This window comes from Methanocalculus alkaliphilus, assembly GCF_024170505.1.
GTDB lineage: Archaea > Halobacteriota > Methanomicrobia > Methanomicrobiales > Methanocorpusculaceae > Methanocalculus > Methanocalculus alkaliphilus.
In genome coordinates this window covers 102,167-122,792 of the sequence record NZ_JALJYG010000004.1, presented here as the reverse complement: position 1 = coordinate 122,792, position 20,626 = coordinate 102,167, and the positions used below count along the sequence as shown (strand labels likewise).

The following is a 20,626-nucleotide window of genomic DNA, read 5'->3' as shown; positions in this document are numbered from 1 at the left end:
CATATGATGCTATATGTTACATAGGAGAAGTGAGCACCCTGCCATATACGAAAAACCGGATGTACAAAAGGCAGAAACTGCATCAGGAGAACAGACAACCTTCATGCGGGAAGAAGACAAACGAGGTAACGAAATGAGCTATGCAGAGGGAGGGAGTGATCCCGGCGGCGATGATCGGAGCGAGGAGATCTCAAAATACCGGAAGTTCCGCAAGGTTGATGGCGCAACATACCGGAAGGTCAACCAGTTTCTGAGAAAGCACACCTACATCACCGCACGTGAATGGGCAATCGCACGCCTCTGCTCGGACTTCAAGACGACGGCGGGGGCAGAGATGACCTTTATCGGTGAAAACCTCCCACAGCTCGTTCCATTCATGCAGGAACCCTACTCACCGCAGGCAGTCAACCAGGCACGCACAGCCTTCAAGCGGAAAGTCCGAAAGTCGGGAGCCACGTTCTTTTATGGAGCAATGTGTGGCTTCTTCACGCTTGACGAACTCGATGATATCCTCTTTGAGTCAAGTGAAATAGCCCGCTTTCTTCTGGAGGTCGAAGGCACCTCAATCGAGATTGATGACGAGATCGAAATTGAGGATCGAATCACCGAGATCATGCGGCGACTTGGCGACTCTGCAAATGTCCTTCTGAGAGAGCGGGCAGAGCGGCCTGCGCCAGACAATCAGGTATCACCCACCACAATGGAGCCGGAAGATGGAGAATAAAAAGATGGCAAAGGAGCTCTTTGGCACCAATGGTGTCCGGGGCGTTATCGGAACTGAAATGAACCCCGAACTTGTTATGAGAATCGGATCTGCACTCGGGACAATGATCAAAGGCAGAATCGCCGTGGGGCGGGACACGCGAACATCCGGTGAGGCGCTCGCTTCAGCGATGCGAGCAGGCCTCTTGTCCACCGGATGTGATGTCGTCGATGTTGGTATACTCCCCACACCCGCACTTCAGTACCTCGTCAGAGAGCATTATGACGGAGGGGCAATGATCACCGCCTCGCATAACCCCCCTGAATATAATGGTGTAAAAGTGATCGAGGGGGATGGAACAGAGATGGGTGATGATCGGACCATCCAGCTTGAAGCACTCATCAAATCACGGGACGTCACGGTGGCTGACTGGAGAGCCGTCGGGAGACTGACCGATGAAAGCCAGAGGGTAGAGGAGTATATCTCCTCAATCGTGACACAGTTCCCGGAGAAGATATGTCAGGGGATGACCGTTGTTGTTGATCCGGGTTCAGGACCCGCTGCAACGACAACCCCGGAAATATTGAGGAGGATGGGTGCAGCCATTCATACCATCAACGCCAGGTTCGATGGCACATTCCCAGGACGCCTCCCTGAACCCACACCTGAAGGTTTGGCACCACTCTCAGAGATGGTGCGTGCAACCGGAGCAGCATTTGGTGTAGCCCATGACGGGGATGCCGACAGGGCAGTCTTTGTCGATGAGAAGGGAGTCTTTGTCGATGAGAACGTTACGTTTGCCCTGCTTGCTGAGGCAGCCTGTAAAGAAAAGACCGGACTTGTCATCACTCCCGTCAGCACCTCAGATCTGATAGCTGACGTCGCCTCCGCATGTGGATGCAGAACCATCACAACACCGGTCGGCAGCATATATGTCGCCAGAACAATGCGGAAGTATATCGAAGAAGGACATACAGTTGCATTCGGGGGAGAAGGGAATGGCGGCCTCATCTTCCCAAATCACCAGTTCTGCCGTGATGGGGGAATGACAGCCGCTGCGATGGCTGCCCTGATCGCCGGGACTGCAGAGCCCATATCCGGCCTTGCAGGGAGGCTCCCGTCATACACCATGCTGAAGGAGAAGATACATACGCGTGACCCCAAACGACTCATCAGCAAAATGAAAGAGTGTGCCGATGGAATCTCTCTTGATGAGACGGACGGTATTCGTATCCGGTGGAAAGATGCATGGGCACTCCTTCGCCCCTCCGGAACAGAACCTTTTGTGAGGCTCTATGTCGAATCCAGGGATCCGATAAAGGCTGAAGAGAAGAAAAAAACCATCCTTGACCAAATCAATCATTGATAGAACCCAAAATTAAAAGAAACGAATTGAAGTTATATGGTCGGGCAGAACTAAATAAATATATTTAATAATGATGACATTTACATAATTACTCGTTAGTTAAATGTTTACCAATGAAGAAATCCCGGCCAATTCTTCGGAAGTTTTTTATTCCTTAATTGAGGCCGACGATATAGATGGTATCTCAGCTTTTCTCAAGGAAATAAAAGCAATATCCGTCAAGCGTGAGCGGAGCGAGGTAATAGAGAAAGTTATTGATACCCTTCTTAAGGCAGCTTTTGAAAGAAAGAAACCAGAATATATAGATTTTGGAATAGACGGAAAAGTAAAAAATCCTGGTGAGATCGCACTTCTTTGTGTAGAGGAGTACCTCAGCTCCAATGACAACCAGTGGCTCAGGCGTTCAGATCGGCTTTTGGATCTCATCGAACGCAAGAGCCAGAGATCCAATTATGTTGCTTCCATTGGTGAACGGTTCATTGAAGAGGGGAAGAGACGGGACGATCCATCCCTTATCAGGACGGGTATTACATACATTCGTGATATTGACTTTAAGAAAAACCGTTCCGAGGCGATCAAGAAGATTATCCCAGGTCTTACACAATATGCAGCAGCCACCCAGGATCGCGATCTCCTTATACTATGCTCAGATATTATCCAGGAAATTCGCGAGATGAGCACACAATCCACTTTAAATCTTCAAATTATTGATGCATTCGCAGCAATTGGCATCTCAAACAACGATATGGGTATCCTTGATGAGGCATTTCATCGGGCCACAGAAATTCCACAGAAAGGTCTTGGAGAAGAGGCCTTTAAAACAATTTTTCACCGTATCGCAGCAATGGAAGGAGCCGAATACCTCGTTGACATTAACGGGTTTATTCACAACACTTTTGAAGAGATACCCCCGGAAAGCAGAGTCGAATACATATCAGCCTTCACTACAGTTCTTATTGCAAAAAAGAGAAGGAATGAGAGTCTTAAAGCTGATCTGGAAAAACTCTTCGGGATAGCGCCAGAGTACTATCAGGAGATAATTACAGGTATACTCAGGGAAATAGAAGACGATCCTGCCGGATATATCCTTGATACACTCCTTTCTGAGATGAAAAAGGACATAACCCCCTATGGAGACGGGCATTTGAGAAGGCTCATTCAGGTTGCCGTCGCTAAGGAGGAGTATCCGCCCCGAAATGATCAGCTGCTGCAAATCTACCATATTATTGCAGATAAACCATGTATCCATACAAACACGCGCATAATTTTTCAGCTCATCGAAAAGTTATCTTCTGCCGGGTACATACATGAGGCGTATCTTCTCTTTGCCCGAATCATTGCCGGGGGAGAGGCATTGATCGGGAAAGGGATGCAGACAGCAACAATTCTGCTCAAACGATCGATTCAGGATGGTAATCTTGCAGATGCAGAACAAAACCTGTTTCCACTCTTCTCCGGCCAGCAGGATCTCCTGGATGATCTGATCGTCACATCACAGGAGGCATATCTCAGCGAGGATGGAATAGATTCATTCAAAAAAGGAAGGGAGACGCTTCTCCACCTCTCCTCCTTTCATTCATCACCGGATGATGCCGTCATCCACATCCTTGGTTCCCTGATTGACAGTGATATTGTCATACACCAGCATACTTCCTCACTGCTTGACCTGGTTCAGCAGATACACCATCCAATGAAGCAGGACCAGTCGATTGCCCAGATTATTATCGAAATTGCACGGGAAGGGGTCAATGAGGCAAACCGGGATATTATCCAGCATGCTGTTGCTATCGGGTGCATGATTGCCGATGAGAAGACCCGATCTGATGCAATTGTCCAGATAATATACGAGATAGCCTCGCTTGCAATTGTGCAGGGGGATCTCAATCTTCTGGTTCGTGTAAATACATGGTGGAAAGATCTTCTTACCGGAGAATTTCAATCAGTTGCCATTGACACAATCATCGAAGGGATGATACAGTTTGCCAGAGAGATGTCATCCACTGATGCGCTGACCAAAGCACATGAGATGATACAAACAGTACATGACACCAAAAAAAGGAGAGAACAGCTGGAGTCATGCATCAGCACCTATATAACCATAGGGTGTAAGCGCCTCGAACAGCCGGTGATCATGAGATCGGTTGAATCCCTTGAATGGGCAATAGAACCCTTCCTTACCGCATTATCAATTCTGAGGAATGAGATCAGCTCACCGGATCGGCACAGAACCATCACAAATGGTATTGATACAATCATGGATTACAGCCAGAAGACTGATCCGGTCCCATATATCATCCCTATATCGATGTTAATCCTTGAAGTCGATGATGCAATCAACAGAAGGGCAATTATCCTTCGCTGCTCCACAAGGATTCGCCCTCTTCTCAATCAGATTGATATGAATATGAGCAGTCCTTATGAAACCATAGCAACCATCATCCAGTCATTCTCAATAACAGCACAGTCAACCACGACCCTTGCACTCATCAGGCAGATAGTAACTGCAATTGAGGATCCATTCATCAGGAGTATAAAACTCTGTGATAGTGCACGCGCCCACCTTGACATCGGAGAACTCAATACAGCCGGTGAGATACTCCTTCAGATCCGGTATGGCGTTGATGATCTTAATCCCGAAGAGGCGCATGAGATCCTAACAAGAACAGCGGTTCTTCTGACAGAGATGAACTCACTTTCTTCCAGAGAGTGTATCGTAGAGGCACTGCACCGTATACAAAAAATTTCACCAGAGACGAAGGATCATGCACGACGCCAGCTCGCAACGGCCATCGTCGCATATACGGAGATGTTCGGGGAGGCAAGCGATCTCCCGGATCCCGAGAAACTCCTTCAGGATATAACAGATCCAATTGAATTTGTCTATGCAACAATTCCTGTGCTTAAAATAATTTCGAGCCTTTCAAAGAAGAGGGAGCTTATTAAAAAAGCATATGAGAAGATGAATGCGATTCCCATTCATTACGATCGGGCCACCTTACTCATTGACTTTGCCTTCTCTTCTGAGATTCAGATGCCATGGGAGGATAAGGAGGCCTGTATCCGATCAGCAATCCAGTCAAGTGAAAGTATTAAGGTTCCTTTCATTATTGCAACAATAAAAAAGCGCATTATCACACATCTTGTTAATGAATATAGTACCAGTCAGGAGAATCACATTGGCGAACTGATCATTGAACTGCTTGAGAGCATATCTGATGAGACGGTCAGGATGAGCATTGCCGAAGACCTGGGACTGATGGTTATGCTTGGATCAACAGATCTTAAGACAGACATACCACGGATTCTCCTTGAACAACATCTGAATGAAGGGGGGCGGATAGCAGATGTTGCTCTCATCGAACGAAAAATCCAGAAGATCCATGACAGGGGTGTTCGGGCGCAGTATTATCTTGGAATAGCCATGCTTATCCAGCGCCGTTCACAGAGCAGAAGGGTGGAGCAGCTGATTCAACAGGCAATACGGGAGGCGAGCATCATTCGCCCTCTCCCCCGCCGTGCATTTATTCTCTGTGATCTTGCCCTTGTTTCATTTGTCAATGGAGAGTACGAGCATGGAGGCAACCTCTTTGATATGGCAATGGCCACAGCAACAAATATTATTACCCCGGAAGTTCGTGATGAGGTAATCAGCGAACTATATGTGGCGATGCAGCTGATCCAGGAGATGGATGACGAGGGAATATCAAATCCCGGATACAGAATTGAATAAGACAGGATAGATCGGCCAGAAACACGGCAAAGAGCACCACCATACTATGGTATGATCATGAAGACGATTGAAGTCATTATCTCAGGAAAAGTACAGAGAGTCGGATTTCGTGCCTGTGCCAGACATATCGCGACCAATCTTGGTGTTGCAGGGGAGGTTGAAAACCTGACCGATGGGAGGGTTCGCATACTTGCAACAGGCGATGGTGTCATCCTTGAAAAGTTTGTATCGATGCTGTATGGATGTCCACGGGCCATAATCAGGGATATAGAAGTATACCACTATATTGACACCCCGTTTACCGACTTCTCGATAAAAAAAGCAAATTACGGGTAATACATCGTAAACTCTCCACCATGAAGAGACTGGAGATATGAATAAACATTCTCATCGATCATCTTCTGGTTGATTGTGGAATAAAGCCTCTCCAGAAGGAGTGAGATGAGATCATCCCCGAGTACACACCGGGTCTGGCTTAATTCAAATTTTCCTGAGACTTTTGCGTTCTGCGCAATATCCAGAACGACAGAGTCAACCATAGATTGCTTCAGTGGATCGATGATATCATAAATAAAGCCTCCTCCCCCCTGATGCAGAAGGCCATGATCAGGATCCAGATGGGCACCAATAACAGCTACACAGGCATTTCCAAAGAGCAGGGCATAGCCAAAGGAGAGCATCGCGTTTATCGGATCAAAGTGGGGGCGATGCGTTCTTCTCCGAAACTCCAGTTCCGGAGGAACCAGCCTTGAGAGGATCTCGTAATACATCGTCGTCGACAAAGAATGAATCCGACGAATCTCTTCGATCCTGACGAGGAATTCCACCTCATGTAGCGCCTGATGAAGGAAATCCTGTTCTCCACGATAGAAGAGACCTGTCTCGTGTCTGGAATCAAGTTCTTCCAGCCAGAGAAGCCGTGAGCGCATCGAGGATGCTGCAAACTCAACCACATACCGATGAGAGGGAACTGAGGTCTGAAGACAGGATATATCCTCATTCCCAATTCCTCCAAATGGCCTGAGAGTACCCAGAGGGGTGCCATGTGCATCAAAGAACGATAACCATGATCCCTTTTCAAGGAGGCGGTTGATCGTTGCCGTCTGGATTGTGTGCCCTCCCACAAGCAGGAGGTGCTTTATGTCATCCAAAGGATAACTCGACTGAAACGAGCGTTTCTGAACATATAACAGCCCTGGAGTTGACTTGATATGTGCCCCATACCCCCATATAGCATGCCATGGAACCTTCTTCTGAACCAAAACCAAACCTCAACAACAGAATTACTGTATATTATACCGTGTTCTGGAGATTAAACTTTGGAAAAGTACTCCGATGCGATTCCATCAGAGTGTCGGAAGGAGTGATCGGCATCCCGGGCAGAACCATTTTTGCTTGCGATCCAGTTCACCCATGGTACCTGGCTGGAACATGATGCATTCGGGTATGGAACAATGAGTCAGACCAAACAGATGGCCGATCTCATGCAGGCCTTCTTTTGCGATCCTCTCGATGAGCAGGCCGGTATCTTCATCACGACCATAGTATTCATTCTCAAGGCGGGCAGTCGATACAACAGCCGATCCGGTGGATGAGCGTGCCAGACCAAAGACAAAGTCCGAGGATTCGGTGTAGATATCATCCGGTATCACCAGAAGAAACGGGGTATCGATGGCATGCATACGTTTGAAGAGACTGATCCTGTCAAGTATACGACTAGCATCATATTGCCTTCGAATTCGGTGATACCCATCAAGGGGAAAGTGATCGCCAGGAATAAGGTCAGCAGGACAACCGATCAGACCCGAGATAATCCGGTGTACCGGAGTCTGAATACCATCCGGTGATCGAAAGTCCCAATAAACCAGTATTCCCATACCTGTAGATTGGAAATGCGTGGGTATAAACATATTGAGCAATGTATCGGGCTCTATATTGGAAAGAGATACAAAAACATCGTAGAAGTCGGATCGGGGGATAATATAACCTCCGCAAGCATCATCAGAGATATGGGAGGATCAATCCTCTGTATTGATATCAAACCAATATCCAGCAGAAATGGACTGGATGTGGCTATCGATGATATTCATAGCCCTGACCTGCATCTCTATCAGGAGGCCGACTGCATCTATGCAGTCAGGCCGGGAATTGAGATGATGCCCGACCTCATCAGGATTGCCACAACAGTTGGAGCAGATCTTCTCGTCTATCACCTTGGGTGCGAGATATATGCAGATGGTGGTGAGATCATCAACTGTGGCGTCATACTCCGCCGGTATGTCAGGTCTCAGAAGGAGAAGAGGGTGGACTGAGAAGGCTGTTTCTTCTCAGGAGCGCTCTTCTCTGAAGATGGCGTCTTCTCCAGGGTTTTTTGCTCCTCTTTTCCCCTCTGAGCCACCTTCTTTCGTTTCGCTTCGTCTTTCGCCTCTTTTTCCATCTCTTTTATGATCTTCCCCGCACGCACCTTGTCGTGAATAAGGAGACCGAGCTGGTCAGTATCAAGATTGAGAAGACGGACTACCTGTGTCGGATTATAATCGGCAATCCTTGAAATAAATGTCAGATATTCTTCAGAGATGGTCCTCTGTGGTATCTGAAATGCCTCTGAGAGGCGATTCTCAAGAGAGAGGCGCACCTGTTTCTGTCTGCGCGCCTGCCCCATCCTCTGCCACCGGCCGGGAGGGGCAAGCCGGGGCCGAAGCCCGCTTCCATGTGAGATTGTGGATGATCCGATCAGCATAATCGCAGACGCATACCTCCAGAGGGTATAGTACTGGCGTCTGAATGTCCGGCCAATATAGAGATCGGCACGAGAAAGTATGGAAAGTCCGGACGCCCGCCTCCATCCCTCCCGGTGCTGGGCGACAGCACCCTCAAGCCACTGAATAACAGCATCAGGCGTATCCTCAACCTCATACGAGAGACGAATGAGTGTATCATCCGGGCTCCCTGAGATGGTCTTTGCAATGAGATCAAAGATCGTGGAGCGGGAATCTTTCTGATGGGCATGAAGATCGGCAGGGGTTATTCGATCTCTGCCAACCGACGTTCCAAAGAGCATATTCAGGGCTGATCGAATATCCCCCCGGGCATCCTCGGCGATCATCCGAATCGCTTCCTCATCACAGTGCAGACCCTCTGACGCGCAGATCCCTCTGAGATACGGGGCAAGTGACCGGGCAGGGACGGCCCGGAACTGTATCTGTTCACAGAGCTTCCGGACCTCGGGTGCGACCCCATATGCATCATTTGCGATCAGAATAATCGGCTGGCGTGAATGCCGGATGATATCTGCTATCGCCTTTGCCCCCCCGCGGTCGGCATTACCCTCAAGATTATCGGCTTCATCAAGGAGGATCAGCCGCCGCCTGGCACCAGAGAGGCTGGCAGTCACACTTGAGCTCCCCGCTATCCGCTCAATTGCACCTTTTGTCCGCTGATCACTCGCATTCAGTTCAATAATCTCCCATCCGAGATCCCGGGCCAGAGCATACGCAGTCGATGTCTTCCCGATACCGGGCTTGCCATAGAGAAGAACAGGCTTGTGCTCCGATGTCCAGTCCTTCGCCCAGTCAAGGAGTTGATGAACTGCGGATCTGTTGCCGACAATATCCGCAAGTTCCTTCGGCCTGTACTTCTCTGCCCAGTCCATAATCATGATCTATTGAGGGTCTGATAAAAAATAGCTTCTGAGATTATCAGAATAATAAGAACAAATACATTATCTCAGATGAAGCAGAAACCATAGTCACTAATCAGATATTGGTGTTTATTGTGGCAAAGAACTGCTCCACTCAATCAGTAGCAACAGCGGTAAGAGAATACGAAGGTGTGACACGAAAGCATGCTATCGGTGAGATTATTCGCTCATTACGACTCGACAGACCTGATGTGGTCGCATCTTTTGGGGAGGATGCGGCGGTTATCCGTCAGGGAGAAAACGGCCTTCTTCTCGCAGCAGACGGAATATGGAATAAATTAATGGAGGCAGACCCATACTGGGCCGGGTTCTGCGCTGTTCTGGTGAATATCCATGATATTGCAGCTATGGGGGGTGAGCCCCTGGCAATGGTCGATATCCTCTCCTTCACCGACGATCAGCTGATGGCTGAGGTGACACGTGGTATGGCCGATGCAGCTGTACGATTCAATGTACCGATCGTTGGTGGGCATCTTCACCCAAATACACCCTATAATGTCATCGATATTGCGATCCTCGGAACCGCCCGGATAGATGAGATTATCTACAGTGACAAGGCGCAGACAGGTGATGCAATCATCGCGGCAATAGACATAAAAGGCCGTGTTCACCCCTCATGTGCAATGAACTGGGATTCAGTGACGATGAAAGACGGAGAGACGCTCAGATCACAGATTCGTGTCATGAAAGGTCTTGGAGAAGATAATCTCGTCACCGCTGCCAAGGACATCTCCAATCCCGGTGTGATCGGAACGCTTGGGATGCTCCTTGAGATGAGTGAAAAGGGAGCCCTTGTGGATCTCCATGCAATACCGATGCCAGACCTGCATGAGCATGGCATCACCTTTGAGCACTGGGTCAGAATGTATCCAGGCATGGGCTTTATTCTCACCGCGAGCCAGGAGCATGTCGATGAGGTCTGCAGACGATTCAGGGTGGCTGGTATGGCTGCACAGGTGATAGGAACGGTGACCGATGGAAGGGAGCTGACCCTGACGTACCAGGGAGAGAAGACCAGCGTCTTTGACTTTTCGGTGGATGGAATCATCGGCATCTTCGATGGGTGCAGACAGAGATGATTCGGATCGGTATCGGACTGGCCAGGCCCAATGATCATCTGGTTCACGCCGTCAGGGAGGTGGCAAACGAGGGCATCACCCCCATACTATTTGCTCCCAGATCAATCCCTGAGATTTCAGGCATAGCATGCAGGGTCTCAGACAATCCTGAACGTGATCTTGTGGATGCCCTGATGGGTGGTCAGATCGATGCTGCTGTCAGAGGAACACTGCCAGCACATTCCACACTCAGGTATCTCAGGGAGGCTGCCGGAGTTGATCACCTCCAGCGTGTTGCTCTCCTTGAGACAGGTGACGGACGGCAGTTTCTGCTTGCACCAGTCGGTATCGACGAGGGATCCACCATCAAATCCAGGATAGAGCTGATTCAGAAGGCCATAAAACTGGCAGAGCAGACTGGACGGAACAAAAAAGTCGCCATCCTCTCCGGAGGAAGACTTGAGGATATCGGCCGCAATCCGGATGTGGACAGGAGCCTGGCTGACGCTGAACTCATTGCACGGTGTAGCGGAGGAGATCATTGTGAAATACTGATCGAAGAGGTCGTCGGAGAATATGGTATTGTCATCGCTCCGGATGGTATATCCGGCAACCTGATCTTTCGTACCCTCGTCCTCCTGGGATCGGGCACCGGACATGGCGCACCTGTCGTAAATATCGATGTACCATTCGTGGATACTTCGCGCGCAACAGAGGGTTTTGGAAATGCAATCAGGCTTGCCAAAGACCTCATCCGAAAAAAATAGCTTTAATTATGGATTTTTTTGCTTTTTAAGGCGTTTTTAAGGATTTTTATATTTTTTATATTCTTTATCCCGAATAACCTTACAATGCAGAGGAACCGGGGATTGGAAGTTAAAAAGTCGCTAAAATTCCGAAAGATATAAATATTTAACAATATACTCTTTCAATGGTGGAATTTACATGGCAGACCTACCAATCGCAGCCGTAGTAAGGATTGCAAAGAAAAATGGTGCAGAACGCGTCGGAAGCGATGCAGCTGATGCACTTGTCGAGAAGGCTGAAGCCTATATTGCTGAACTGACGAAGAAGGCAAACCAGTATGCCCTTCACGCAGGAAGAAAGACGATTAAAGAGGAAGATATCGAACTCGCAGCAAAGAGCGAGGCATAAATCTCCCCTCTTTTAAAAAAAGTTAAAACGTTCCCTTTGTACTTGGGATCTCCGAATCGCTGCCACTCTTTTCAAGTGCCCGTTGAAGGGTAATACCGAATGCCTTGAAGATCGACTCGCATATATGGTGGTCAGATCGTCCGGTAAAGCAGATATGTGCTGTTATACCTGCCTTGTGGACAAGTGATGAGAAGAAGTGCTCAAAGAGATCATTTGGGATTCCACCCGTCTCGATTCCACGAAAATGGCCCTCAAAGACGAGATATCCTCGCCCGCCACAGTCGAGAATGACGGTTGCACGGGCTTCATCCATGGGAATTGCCGCATCAGCAAACCGGCCAATTCCTCTTCCATCACCTATCGCCTCACGTATTGCCATTCCAAGGACAATTCCGATATCCTCAACCGTATGATGGGGATCGATATGGAGATCCCCGGCAGCTGCAACTGAGAGGCCAAACCGGCCGTGGCGGCCGAATGACTCAAGCATATGATCGAGGAATGGAAGTCCGGTCTTAACTGATAGCTCCCCGCCATCGGGATCAAAGCTGACAGAGATGCGGGTCTCCTTCGTACTACGACTGATATCTGCTCTTCTCATTGTATCTCCTTCAGAATGTCAGGGAGTGAGATCAACCCCTTATATAATGCTGATCCAAGAACCGCCCCTTCTGCACGAAGTTCAAGAAGGGTTCGAAGATCAGATAGTGTTGAGACGCCTCCAGAGACCACCACGGGGATCTTCACCGATCCGATCACCCTCTCAATCGGCTCACGTACAATCCCACTACAGAGCCCTTCTACATCGACGTTGGTAAAGAGGAGAGATCCTGCACCCTCCTCCTCGAAACGTGCAGCCCAGATAGAGACATCACCGGCAGTTCTCTCCCAACCGTGTATCGCAATCTCGCCTCCCCGGGCATCAACTCCGGCCATAATCCGATCGGACCCGAACTCCTCTGAAAGCCTCCTGATAATACCTGGATCTTCGGTTGCGGCTGTGCCGATGATGACCCTGTCAACACCAATATTCAGCCATCCGGCTGCATCAGATTCGGACCGGATCCCACCGCCCAGTTGCGTAAACACATCTGTCGATCTGAGGAGATCATGAATCACATCGGCATTGGCATGAGCATTGCCAAAGGCCCCATCAAGATTGACGATATGAAGAGCGGTTGCTCCCTGATCAATCCATCGGATCGCTGATGCAAGCGGGCTACCGTACGCCTTCTCGGTCTCGCGCTTTCCACCAACAAGCTGGACGCACCGCCCCTCCAGAATATCGACCGCTGGAAATATTTTCATAGGCATCACGGAATCATACGCTGGACATCCATGACAAGGATATCCTTTGCACCAGCGCGCTTAACGAGATTGATCAACTGATAAATCCGTTCCTCCGCAACGACCGCATGAACTGCAACAAGATTTTCATCTGAAGCTACTTCCATCACCGTCGGGCCGGAGAGGCCGGGAAGGATCGACCGGATCTCATCGAGTTGATCGCGCCGGATATTCATCATCAGGTAACACTGGCCTTTTGCTGATAACACACTCTCAAGAGCCAGGGATATCTCATCGATCTTCTCTGCATGATCAACAAGCGACCTTCTGTTTGCAATAAGCCACGTTGAACTGTGAAAGACATCCTGAAGGATTCGCAGGTGATTCGTCTTCAGAGTCGTCCCGGAACTTGTCAGGTCAACGATGGCATCAGCAATTCCAAGGTGGGGTGCCGCCTCACATGCCCCTGACACGGAAACAATGCTGACATCAACATCATGCTCTCTAAAGAACGAGCGTGTTATGCCAGGGAATTCAGTGGCGATCTTTCTGCCCCTGAGATCCTGAAGCGTCGCATACTCTGACTCGTCCGGAACAGCAATGACGAGCCGGGCTTTTCCCATCCTGAGATCCAGAAGTTCGACAACATCCGATCCGCGTTCAGCAACCATGTCAAGCCCGGTGATCCCGATGTCAGCGACACCCTGGGCAACATATTCAGGGATGTCTATTGGCCGGACATAGAGTATCTCTATATGCGGGTCCACCGTCTTTGCTATCAGCTGCCTGTCGCCGCCACTATGAATGTGCAGACCGCTTTTTTCGATAATGTCGGCGATCGGATCTGCGATCCTCCCTTTATTCGGGATAGCAAGCCTGATCAGATCAGAAGGTTTTGAGCTCACCTTTGATTACCCTCTCAGTGATATTTGTGATATTCGAAAGTCTGTCATTGACGATCTCCTCAACATCACCACAGACCGATTTGAAATCCACGCCCCTCTCCGGGATGATCTGGACGCTGGCGACAAGGGGATGGTCGATCGGTTTTCCGATCTGGGAGAGGAGTCGGACATACATCTCGGTGATCCCATCGACCTTCATGCAGGCTTCCTGTGCAATCTCGGTCGAGAGGAGGTTGTAGATCTTGCCAATATGGTTGATTGGGTTCTTCCCGCTTGCGGCTTCCATGCTCATCGGCCTGTTGGGTGTGATGAGTCCGTTCACCCGGTTGCCACGGCCGACGGAACCGTCATCCCCCATCTCTGCCGAGGTTCCATTCACGGTCAGGAAGATACTGTTACTGGCAATGTCATCGGCTGTGTTCACCGCGACCTCGACCTGACGGCTGGTATATTTCCGGGCGACTGACCGGAGTTCCTCAGACATGACAGCAGTCATGTTAACATAATCATCAATCGATGAGCAGTACCGGTCAACCATTGCAGAGGCGATGGTGAAGGTCATCTGATCACCATTCCTGAGACCCATGATCTTAATGTCATAGCCGATCATCGGATGTTTTGGACGAAGCGTCTCTGCAATCTCCTTATCCATTGCAAGGATTATCTGTTCGACCTCGGAGAATGGAGCATGCCCCACACCAAATGATGTGTCATTGGCTCGCGGAACAAAATTCTGGCCGCAGGTTTTGAAGACATCGCAGAGGTCAGTTGATCCATCTCCCATTCTGCAGTCAACGATGACATCCCGCTCCATGTTCAGGGTTGGCAGGGTCTCTGCGAGATACCGCCGTGCGGCCTCGACCGAGACCGCATCGGTTGGGATGACATGCCCCTCGAAGTGCTTCGTTGCCCTGCCGGTCAGGAGGAGATATATCGGACGGACGATCGTCCCCCCGCCAAATGATGGTATCGAGGCACCAGCAACAACCTCACCCTGATCGGTGTTGTGGTGAAGCACTGCATCACAATATGTCTCATACTCACAGCAGAGTGCACGGCTGACAGCTTCGGCAACACCATCTGCAATACTGTCCGGATGCCCGATGCATTTCCGTTCGACAAGCTCAATCTGCTGTTCTTCAATTGGTGTCTGTGTAAGTTGTACGACGTTGATGTTTCGTTTCATAAAATGCCTCTGTCAGGATACATTACGTACATAAAAAATGACCGGATTTGATATAACACTGTTCATCGCTTTAATGAGACCTCGGACCGCAGAGTCAGTCTGCAGACCCCGTCACGAAAGACCCGGACAAGGCCACCACTCTCAGATACCGTAATACCAACACAGGGAACATCCCGTGTTATGGCAGCAGTCGCCATATGACGGCCACCGAGGCCTGACGGAAGGATAACACCCCGTGCGTCCGCATCGATATACCGGCCAGCAGCGACGATATACCCTTCTTTCGTGATAATAAAGACACCATCAAGCTGGGCAAACTCCTTCACGCTCTCCCAGTTCTCCCGATTCCTCACATCACAGACAGAGAGGGGATGGCCTGCATACGGGTTCAATATCGCCTGATGTGATCGTGAGAGCAGGGATGAGCCATCACCAATGATGAAAGCAGTTCCGATATTTCTCCCTTCCCTCCCTTCATGAGCAATCTCAAGGGCGAGGGAGAGAGCTGAGTGAAGTATCTCAGGTGCGACAATATCACGATAGCTGGCGAGATCGAGGTAGTCCTTCCCTTCTCCCACATCATAAATGAGAATTGCAAACGGGAATACACCAATAATCTTGCCGGATGAGACCTCGGTTCTGAGATGGTACTGGATAACGGCATCAAGAACATGCTGTTCACAGAAGAGAAGAAGTTCCTGCATGTTCCGCTTAATCATCAGATCAGGCTGATATTCCCTGACCCAGACAACAGGAACATCAGCCTCAACCGGGACAGGGTCGAGAAAAGAGAGGATGGCGATAGCATCCACAGACTCGGCCAGCTCCACGGCCGCTGCCATCAGGACTTCATCTTTTCGGGTACTCATAGCAGATCAGAGATACATCCTGGAAGTTCAGAGGGGCGATGAGCCACAGGTATTCCCATTGATTCCAGCCTCCTGATCTTCGAGGCAGCATCCCCTTCACCCCCTTCAATGATTGCACCTGCATGGCCCATCCGTTTCTCCTTCGGTGCGGAAACACCTGCAATATATGCGACAAGAGGGAGGCCAAGCGAGAGTGCGGCTTCTGCACCCTCTATCTCAAGTGCACCGCCTACCTCCCCGATGAGAATGGCTGCTTTCGTCTCAGGATCAGCACTGAAGCGCTCTATACAATCGACGAAGGTCTCCCCGATGACGGGATCACCACCAATCCCGACCACAGTACTCTGGCCTATGCCTGCACGCGATAACTCATCAACAACCTCGTACGTGAGGGTGCCACTACGGGATATCACACCGACAGGACCTCGTCTGAAGAGTGGCGCCGGCATAATCCCCAGTTTACATTCTCCCGGAGAGAGGAGGCCGGGGCAGTTCGGCCCGATTACTGCCGAACCGCAGGACCGTGCATACGCAACCGCCCGCATCACATCATGGACGGGAATATGTTCGGTGATGGCAACGATGGTACTGATACCGGCATCTGCCGCCTCCATGATCGAATCTGCTGCAGCCCCTGCAGGGACAAAGATGACCGAGGCCGTGGTGTCATGGAGGGCCACAGCTTCACGGACGGTGTCATACACCGGGAGGCCATGTACTTCACGACCGCCTTTTCCCGGTGTCACTCCGGCAACGACACCCGCACCACCAACCTCACGGGCATACCGGTTCATGAGATCGATATGGAACGCGCCCTGGTTTCCGGTTGCACCCTGAACGAGAACCCGGGTATGCTTATCACCATAGATCATGCTGATACCTCCAAAACCGCTGCACGAACGGCATCTTCCATCGTATCAAGCATCATATATCCTGCTCCTTCGAGGAGAGCACGCCCTTCCGTCTCATTCGTTCCGGCAAGCCGTACAATCACTTTCTGGGAGACACCGGCAGCAAGGATGCCGCGGGCAACCTCATCACACCGCGTGATGCCGCCAAGAAGATTGACAATGATGACCCTGACGGAAGGAACAGATGCCACAAGCTGAACTGCCTGCATCACCCGCTCTGACCCTGCACCACCGCCCACATCAAGGAAGTTGGCAGCGGATCCCTGATGATGGGCAATCAGGTCAAGGGTTGACATCGTCAGGCCGGCACCGTTGCCGATGACACCGATCGCGCCGTCAAGTTCAACGTATGAGAAGCCATACTGCTCAGCCTTCGCCTCCCGCTCGGTCAGATCACGATTTTCTGTAATCCCCTGACGCGTCAGTGCGTTATCATCAATGATCAGTTTGGCATCAGCTGCGATGACACCCGATCCGGTGATGGCAAGGGGATTTATCTCTGCAAGAAGAGCGTCTTTCTCACGAAACGCCCGGTATAATGAAGATATAACAGTTGCTATCTCCTTCTCACATCCTTTTGTCAGATATCTCAGGATGAAACCGGGAACCTCTGTGAAGAGGGGAGAGACATGGGCCGTCCGAACAGCGCCGGGTTGTTCACCGGCAGTTGTCTCGATCTCGACCCCCCCTGCTTCTGCAAAGAGGATGATCGGAGATCGGCTGCTCCGATCGATAGCAATTGAGATGAAGTATTCTTTCTCGATTGTCAGGCGCTCCTCGACAAGGACCTCCCTGACCGGGATTCCCTTAATCTCCTTTCCAAAGAGATCGGTGGCAACCGAAACGGCATCATCTGTTGTTGCCATCAGAATACCGCCGGCTTTCCCCCTTCCTCCGACATCAACCTGCGCCTTCAGTGCGACTGAACCGCCAACAGAGCGGCAGGCTTCCTCTGCCTCTTCCGGAGAGCGAATCAGGATACCGACGGGTATTGGTATGCCATAGTGTGAAAAGACTTCTTTTGCCTCATATTCAAGCAGCTTCATGGTTACCTCCACCTGATGCCAGCTCAATTCCAAGGCGAAGTGCCTTTATATTGAGATCCTCGGTTCCCTTTGGAACGGTATCAAGCACCGCCTTCTGCATCGCCTCCTCTGAGACGACACCGGTTGCCGCAACGAGTGCTCCAAGCATGATGATGTTGGCGAATATCGGTTTACCCAGAATCTCCTTTGACTTGATGGTGGCTGGGATCTCAACACACGGAAATGCAGGCCTTGACTGAACCATTCCCGAATCGAGGATCATCACAGCTTCGGATGATGCATGAGCCCCAAACTTCAGAAAGCCTGCCTCTGACATGATGACATAGATCGTCGGTTCAAGAACCTTCGGATACTGGATCGGCTCATCACTGATGATCACCGTGCTTGAAGATGTCCCACCCCGGGCTTCAGGACCATAGCTCTGTGACTGAATTGCATGTTTTCCATCGTACATCGTCGCAGCACGACCAACGACAACGGCAGAGAGGACAATTCCCTGCCCCCCAAAGCCAGTAAACTTCACTTCATGTTTCATCGTCTCACCCCCAGGGCCGGGAGGTTCCGATCCGTCAGCGTTCCCACGACAAAGCTCCCTTCAGGGATCGGTTTTCTTTCTGTAACGAGGCGATCATACTTCTCTTTGAGGATGGCATTATCCCGCATCACCGATATCATCGCCTCAACATCACGGAGCCGGTTTCTTCTGCCATAGTTGGTGGGGCATTGGACCATCACCTCGATGAAGGAGAGGCCCGGCTTCTGAAGACCGTATCTGATGGCCCGTGTCAGTTCCCGGACATGGTACGAGGTCCAGCGGGAGACGAAGTTCGCCCCGGCTGCTGTGGCGAGTTCACAGAGATCAAACGCGGCTTCATCCATTCCGTACGGTGTCGTTGTTGAGAGGGCGCCTGTTGGTGTACACGGGCTGCCCTGACCACCAGTCATCCCGTAGATCTGATTGTTCATACAGATGACGGTGATATCAATATTTCTCCGGCAGGCATGAATGAAGTGGTTCCCGCCGATTGCCGAGAGATCACCATCACCGGTGAAGACAACAACGTTCAGATCATGATTGGCCATCTTCACACCTGTTGCAAATGCAAGGGCCCGGCCATGTGTCGTATGGAGTGAATCGGTCACGATATAGCCCGGTGCCCTGGATGAGCAGCCGATCCCTGAGACGAAGACCGTCTCATCAACCTTCCAGTCGAGCGAGTCGACCGCTTCAAGGGTGCTGTTGATTATCGAGCCATTCCCACAGCCTGCACAGAAGATGTGCGGGAGGCGATCATGCCTGAACCAGTCCTCAACGGTCATCGGTACTCCTCCGCTCGATCAAGCAGATAGCGTGGTGTATGAAGTTCGCCACCAAGTCGGGGGAGAGAGATGACCGGCTGATCACAGTGGCGTACTATCTCACGTGCCATCTGCCCCATATTCAGTTCAGGGACAAGGAAGACACGGGCATTCGGAAACTTCTTCAACAGGTTCTCAGGGAACGGCCAGACTGTCCGGAGATTCAGATGACCATAGAGACCCTCAGGGGCATCCAGGAGCGCCTGGCGAACAGAGCGGGTCGGAACACCGTAAGAGATGAAGACCACCTCGGCATCAGGGTTCTGGATATCATAGTCTGCAATCTCATGGCGGGCGCGTTCCACCTTCTCGATAAGCCGCATAACCAGTTTCTCATGGAGATCCGGGTCAGTCGATGCCGGGTATCCTTTTTCGTTATGTGTCAGACCGGTGACATGGACCCGGTGGCCATGGCCAAACGGCGTGAAACCAGGCACGAGATCCTCCTCAGGTTCGAACGGAAGCTTGCCCTCACGGATCGGTCGTGGGGGGATGCACTCGACGGTATCGGGAAACTCAACCCGCTCCCGAAGATGGCCGATGATCTCGTCTGCCATCAGGAAGGTCGGGGTACGGAAGCGATCTGCGAGGTTAAATGCCTTGACGGTGAGGTCAAACATCTCCTGAACACTCGATGGTGCAAGGGCAATGGTGCTGTAATCACCATGTGAGCCGAACCGGCACTGAAGCATATCGCCCTGCGCAGCCAGTGTCGGTTGTCCGGTCGACGGGCCACCACGCTGGATGTTCACGACGACACAGGGGGTCTCGGTGAAGGCGGCATATCCGATATTCTCCATCATCAGTGAAAAGCCCGGGCCGCTCGTCGCTGTCATCGACCGGACACCGGTCCAGGCACCACCGATGGTTGCCGCAATACCCGCGATCTCATCCTCCATCTGGATGAACTTCCCACCGACCTTCGGCAGGCGCCGTGCCATCTGTTCGGCCACTTCAGATGACGGTGTGATGGGATATCCGGCGAAGAAGCGACATCCTGCCGCGATTGCACCTTCTGCAGATGCGATGTTCCCTTGCATGAAATCAACACGTGTCAATACTCAATCACCACCTTGTGAGGTTCATATTTTGCCTCCGGAACCCATTTGATCGCCTGATCGGGGCAGATCGTCTGGCATACACCACAGAGACGACGTTTGTACAGTTGAGAGAGACGGCAGTTCGTACATCGCTCAGGGCGATCGAGATCGGGGACAAAAACACCCCGCCGGTTCGGCCGCTGACCCTCCTGAAAAATATGATACGGGCAGACCATCACGCAGAGGTTACACCCTTTACATCGTACATCATCGATGACCAGTTTCATGCGACGGAATCCTCCTGTATATAT

At 50.7% G+C, this 20,626-nt stretch carries 22 protein-coding genes; 8 read left to right on the top strand and 14 right to left on the bottom strand.

Going from position 1 to position 20,626, the window contains the following annotated elements:
• Window positions 1-133 precede the first annotated feature (133 nt).
• The 4 genes from J2T58_RS04570 (at window position 134) to J2T58_RS04555 (ending at window position 6,135) form a co-directional block, all read left to right on the top strand.
• A complete protein-coding gene (locus tag J2T58_RS04570) occupies window positions 134-724 on the top strand; it encodes a DUF5806 family protein (protein ID WP_253487781.1) in 591 nt (196 codons plus the stop codon).
• Window positions 725-728: 4 nt separating this feature from the next.
• Window positions 729-2,069: a phosphoglucosamine mutase gene (gene glmM / locus J2T58_RS04565; RefSeq protein ID WP_253487780.1), complete on the top strand. Its 1,341-nt coding sequence runs from the start codon at window positions 729-731 to the stop codon at window positions 2,067-2,069.
• A 103-nt stretch (window positions 2,070-2,172) separates the two neighbouring features.
• Window positions 2,173-5,799 carry a hypothetical protein gene (locus J2T58_RS04560; protein WP_253487779.1) on the top strand — a complete coding sequence of 1,209 codons (3,627 nt, stop codon included), beginning with the start codon at window positions 2,173-2,175 and terminating at the stop codon, window positions 5,797-5,799.
• A gap of 57 nt (window positions 5,800-5,856) precedes the next feature.
• Window positions 5,857-6,135 (top strand): acylphosphatase, encoded by a 279-nt coding sequence (locus J2T58_RS04555; protein WP_253487778.1) that lies wholly within the window; start codon window positions 5,857-5,859, stop codon window positions 6,133-6,135.
• Here J2T58_RS04555 and cas1 read toward each other — a convergent pair.
• On the bottom strand, window positions 6,126-7,061 hold the full coding sequence (gene cas1 / locus J2T58_RS04550) for a CRISPR-associated endonuclease Cas1 (RefSeq protein WP_253487777.1): 936 nt from the start codon (window positions 7,059-7,061) through the stop codon (window positions 6,126-6,128). The genes J2T58_RS04555 and cas1 overlap by 10 nt on opposite strands.
• A gap of 84 nt (window positions 7,062-7,145) precedes the next feature.
• The gene (locus J2T58_RS04545; RefSeq protein ID WP_253487776.1) at window positions 7,146-7,676 is read right to left on the bottom strand and encodes an archaemetzincin family Zn-dependent metalloprotease; all 531 of its coding nucleotides are present in this window, start codon (window positions 7,674-7,676) and stop codon (window positions 7,146-7,148) included.
• A 15-nt stretch (window positions 7,677-7,691) separates the two neighbouring features.
• Between J2T58_RS04545 and J2T58_RS04540 the strand changes: the two genes are divergently transcribed.
• Complete coding sequence (locus J2T58_RS04540; RefSeq protein ID WP_253487774.1) at window positions 7,692-8,111, top strand: UPF0146 family protein; 420 nt, start codon at window positions 7,692-7,694, stop codon at window positions 8,109-8,111.
• Here J2T58_RS04540 and J2T58_RS04535 read toward each other — a convergent pair.
• A complete protein-coding gene (locus J2T58_RS04535; protein ID WP_253487772.1) occupies window positions 8,087-9,457 on the bottom strand; it encodes a replication factor C large subunit in 1,371 nt (456 codons plus the stop codon). The genes J2T58_RS04540 and J2T58_RS04535 overlap by 25 nt on opposite strands.
• 116 nt (window positions 9,458-9,573) lie before the next feature.
• Here J2T58_RS04535 and J2T58_RS04530 point away from each other — a divergent pair, with 116 nt between their 5' ends.
• The 3 genes from J2T58_RS04530 (at window position 9,574) to J2T58_RS04520 (ending at window position 11,712) form a co-directional block, all read left to right on the top strand.
• Window positions 9,574-10,578 (top strand): methanogenesis marker 2 protein, encoded by a 1,005-nt coding sequence (locus J2T58_RS04530; protein ID WP_253487770.1) that lies wholly within the window; start codon window positions 9,574-9,576, stop codon window positions 10,576-10,578.
• Window positions 10,575-11,324: a methanogenesis marker protein Mmp4/MtxX gene (gene mtxX, locus J2T58_RS04525; RefSeq protein ID WP_253487768.1), complete on the top strand. Its 750-nt coding sequence runs from the start codon at window positions 10,575-10,577 to the stop codon at window positions 11,322-11,324. Before J2T58_RS04530 ends, mtxX begins: the two co-directional genes overlap by 4 nt.
• Window positions 11,325-11,502: 178 nt before the next feature.
• On the top strand, window positions 11,503-11,712 hold the full coding sequence (locus tag J2T58_RS04520) for a histone family protein (RefSeq protein ID WP_211529676.1): 210 nt from the start codon (window positions 11,503-11,505) through the stop codon (window positions 11,710-11,712).
• Between the two features lie 22 nt (window positions 11,713-11,734).
• Here the strand turns inward: J2T58_RS04520 and hisB are convergent, their stop codons facing one another.
• The 11 genes from hisB to J2T58_RS04465 form a co-directional block, all read right to left on the bottom strand.
• The gene (gene hisB / locus J2T58_RS04515) at window positions 11,735-12,313 is read right to left on the bottom strand and encodes an imidazoleglycerol-phosphate dehydratase HisB (protein WP_253487766.1); all 579 of its coding nucleotides are present in this window, start codon (window positions 12,311-12,313) and stop codon (window positions 11,735-11,737) included.
• Window positions 12,310-13,020 (bottom strand): 1-(5-phosphoribosyl)-5-[(5-phosphoribosylamino)methylideneamino]imidazole-4-carboxamide isomerase, encoded by a 711-nt coding sequence (gene hisA / locus J2T58_RS04510; protein ID WP_253487764.1) that lies wholly within the window; start codon window positions 13,018-13,020, stop codon window positions 12,310-12,312. The genes hisB and hisA overlap by 4 nt, the downstream gene beginning before the upstream one ends.
• A 5-nt stretch (window positions 13,021-13,025) precedes the next feature.
• Window positions 13,026-13,904 (bottom strand): ATP phosphoribosyltransferase, encoded by an 879-nt coding sequence (gene hisG, locus J2T58_RS04505; protein WP_253487762.1) that lies wholly within the window; start codon window positions 13,902-13,904, stop codon window positions 13,026-13,028.
• Window positions 13,885-15,090 (bottom strand): methionine adenosyltransferase, encoded by a 1,206-nt coding sequence (locus tag J2T58_RS04500; RefSeq protein ID WP_253487760.1) that lies wholly within the window; start codon window positions 15,088-15,090, stop codon window positions 13,885-13,887. Before J2T58_RS04500 ends, hisG begins: the two co-directional genes overlap by 20 nt.
• Window positions 15,091-15,152: 62 nt before the next feature.
• The gene (locus J2T58_RS04495; protein WP_253487757.1) at window positions 15,153-15,959 is read right to left on the bottom strand and encodes a DNA integrity scanning protein DisA nucleotide-binding domain protein; all 807 of its coding nucleotides are present in this window, start codon (window positions 15,957-15,959) and stop codon (window positions 15,153-15,155) included.
• Complete coding sequence (gene sucD, locus J2T58_RS04490) at window positions 15,956-16,831, bottom strand: succinate--CoA ligase subunit alpha (RefSeq protein ID WP_253487756.1); 876 nt, start codon at window positions 16,829-16,831, stop codon at window positions 15,956-15,958. The genes J2T58_RS04495 and sucD overlap by 4 nt, the downstream gene beginning before the upstream one ends.
• Window positions 16,828-17,916: a succinate--CoA ligase subunit beta gene (locus J2T58_RS04485; RefSeq protein ID WP_253487755.1), complete on the bottom strand. Its 1,089-nt coding sequence runs from the start codon at window positions 17,914-17,916 to the stop codon at window positions 16,828-16,830. The genes sucD and J2T58_RS04485 overlap by 4 nt, the downstream gene beginning before the upstream one ends.
• On the bottom strand, window positions 17,903-18,451 hold the full coding sequence (locus J2T58_RS04480) for a 2-oxoacid:acceptor oxidoreductase family protein (RefSeq protein WP_253487754.1): 549 nt from the start codon (window positions 18,449-18,451) through the stop codon (window positions 17,903-17,905). The genes J2T58_RS04485 and J2T58_RS04480 overlap by 14 nt, the downstream gene beginning before the upstream one ends.
• Window positions 18,448-19,236, bottom strand: a complete 789-nt coding sequence (locus J2T58_RS04475; protein WP_253487753.1) for a thiamine pyrophosphate-dependent enzyme — start codon at window positions 19,234-19,236, stop codon at window positions 18,448-18,450. The genes J2T58_RS04480 and J2T58_RS04475 overlap by 4 nt, the downstream gene beginning before the upstream one ends.
• Window positions 19,233-20,333, bottom strand: coding sequence for a 2-oxoacid:acceptor oxidoreductase subunit alpha (locus J2T58_RS04470; protein ID WP_253487752.1), 1,101 nt, complete (start codon window positions 20,331-20,333; stop codon window positions 19,233-19,235). The genes J2T58_RS04475 and J2T58_RS04470 overlap by 4 nt, the downstream gene beginning before the upstream one ends.
• A complete protein-coding gene (locus J2T58_RS04465) occupies window positions 20,330-20,602 on the bottom strand; it encodes a 4Fe-4S dicluster domain-containing protein (RefSeq protein WP_253487751.1) in 273 nt (90 codons plus the stop codon). The genes J2T58_RS04470 and J2T58_RS04465 overlap by 4 nt, the downstream gene beginning before the upstream one ends.
• Window positions 20,603-20,626: the final 24 nt, after the last annotated feature.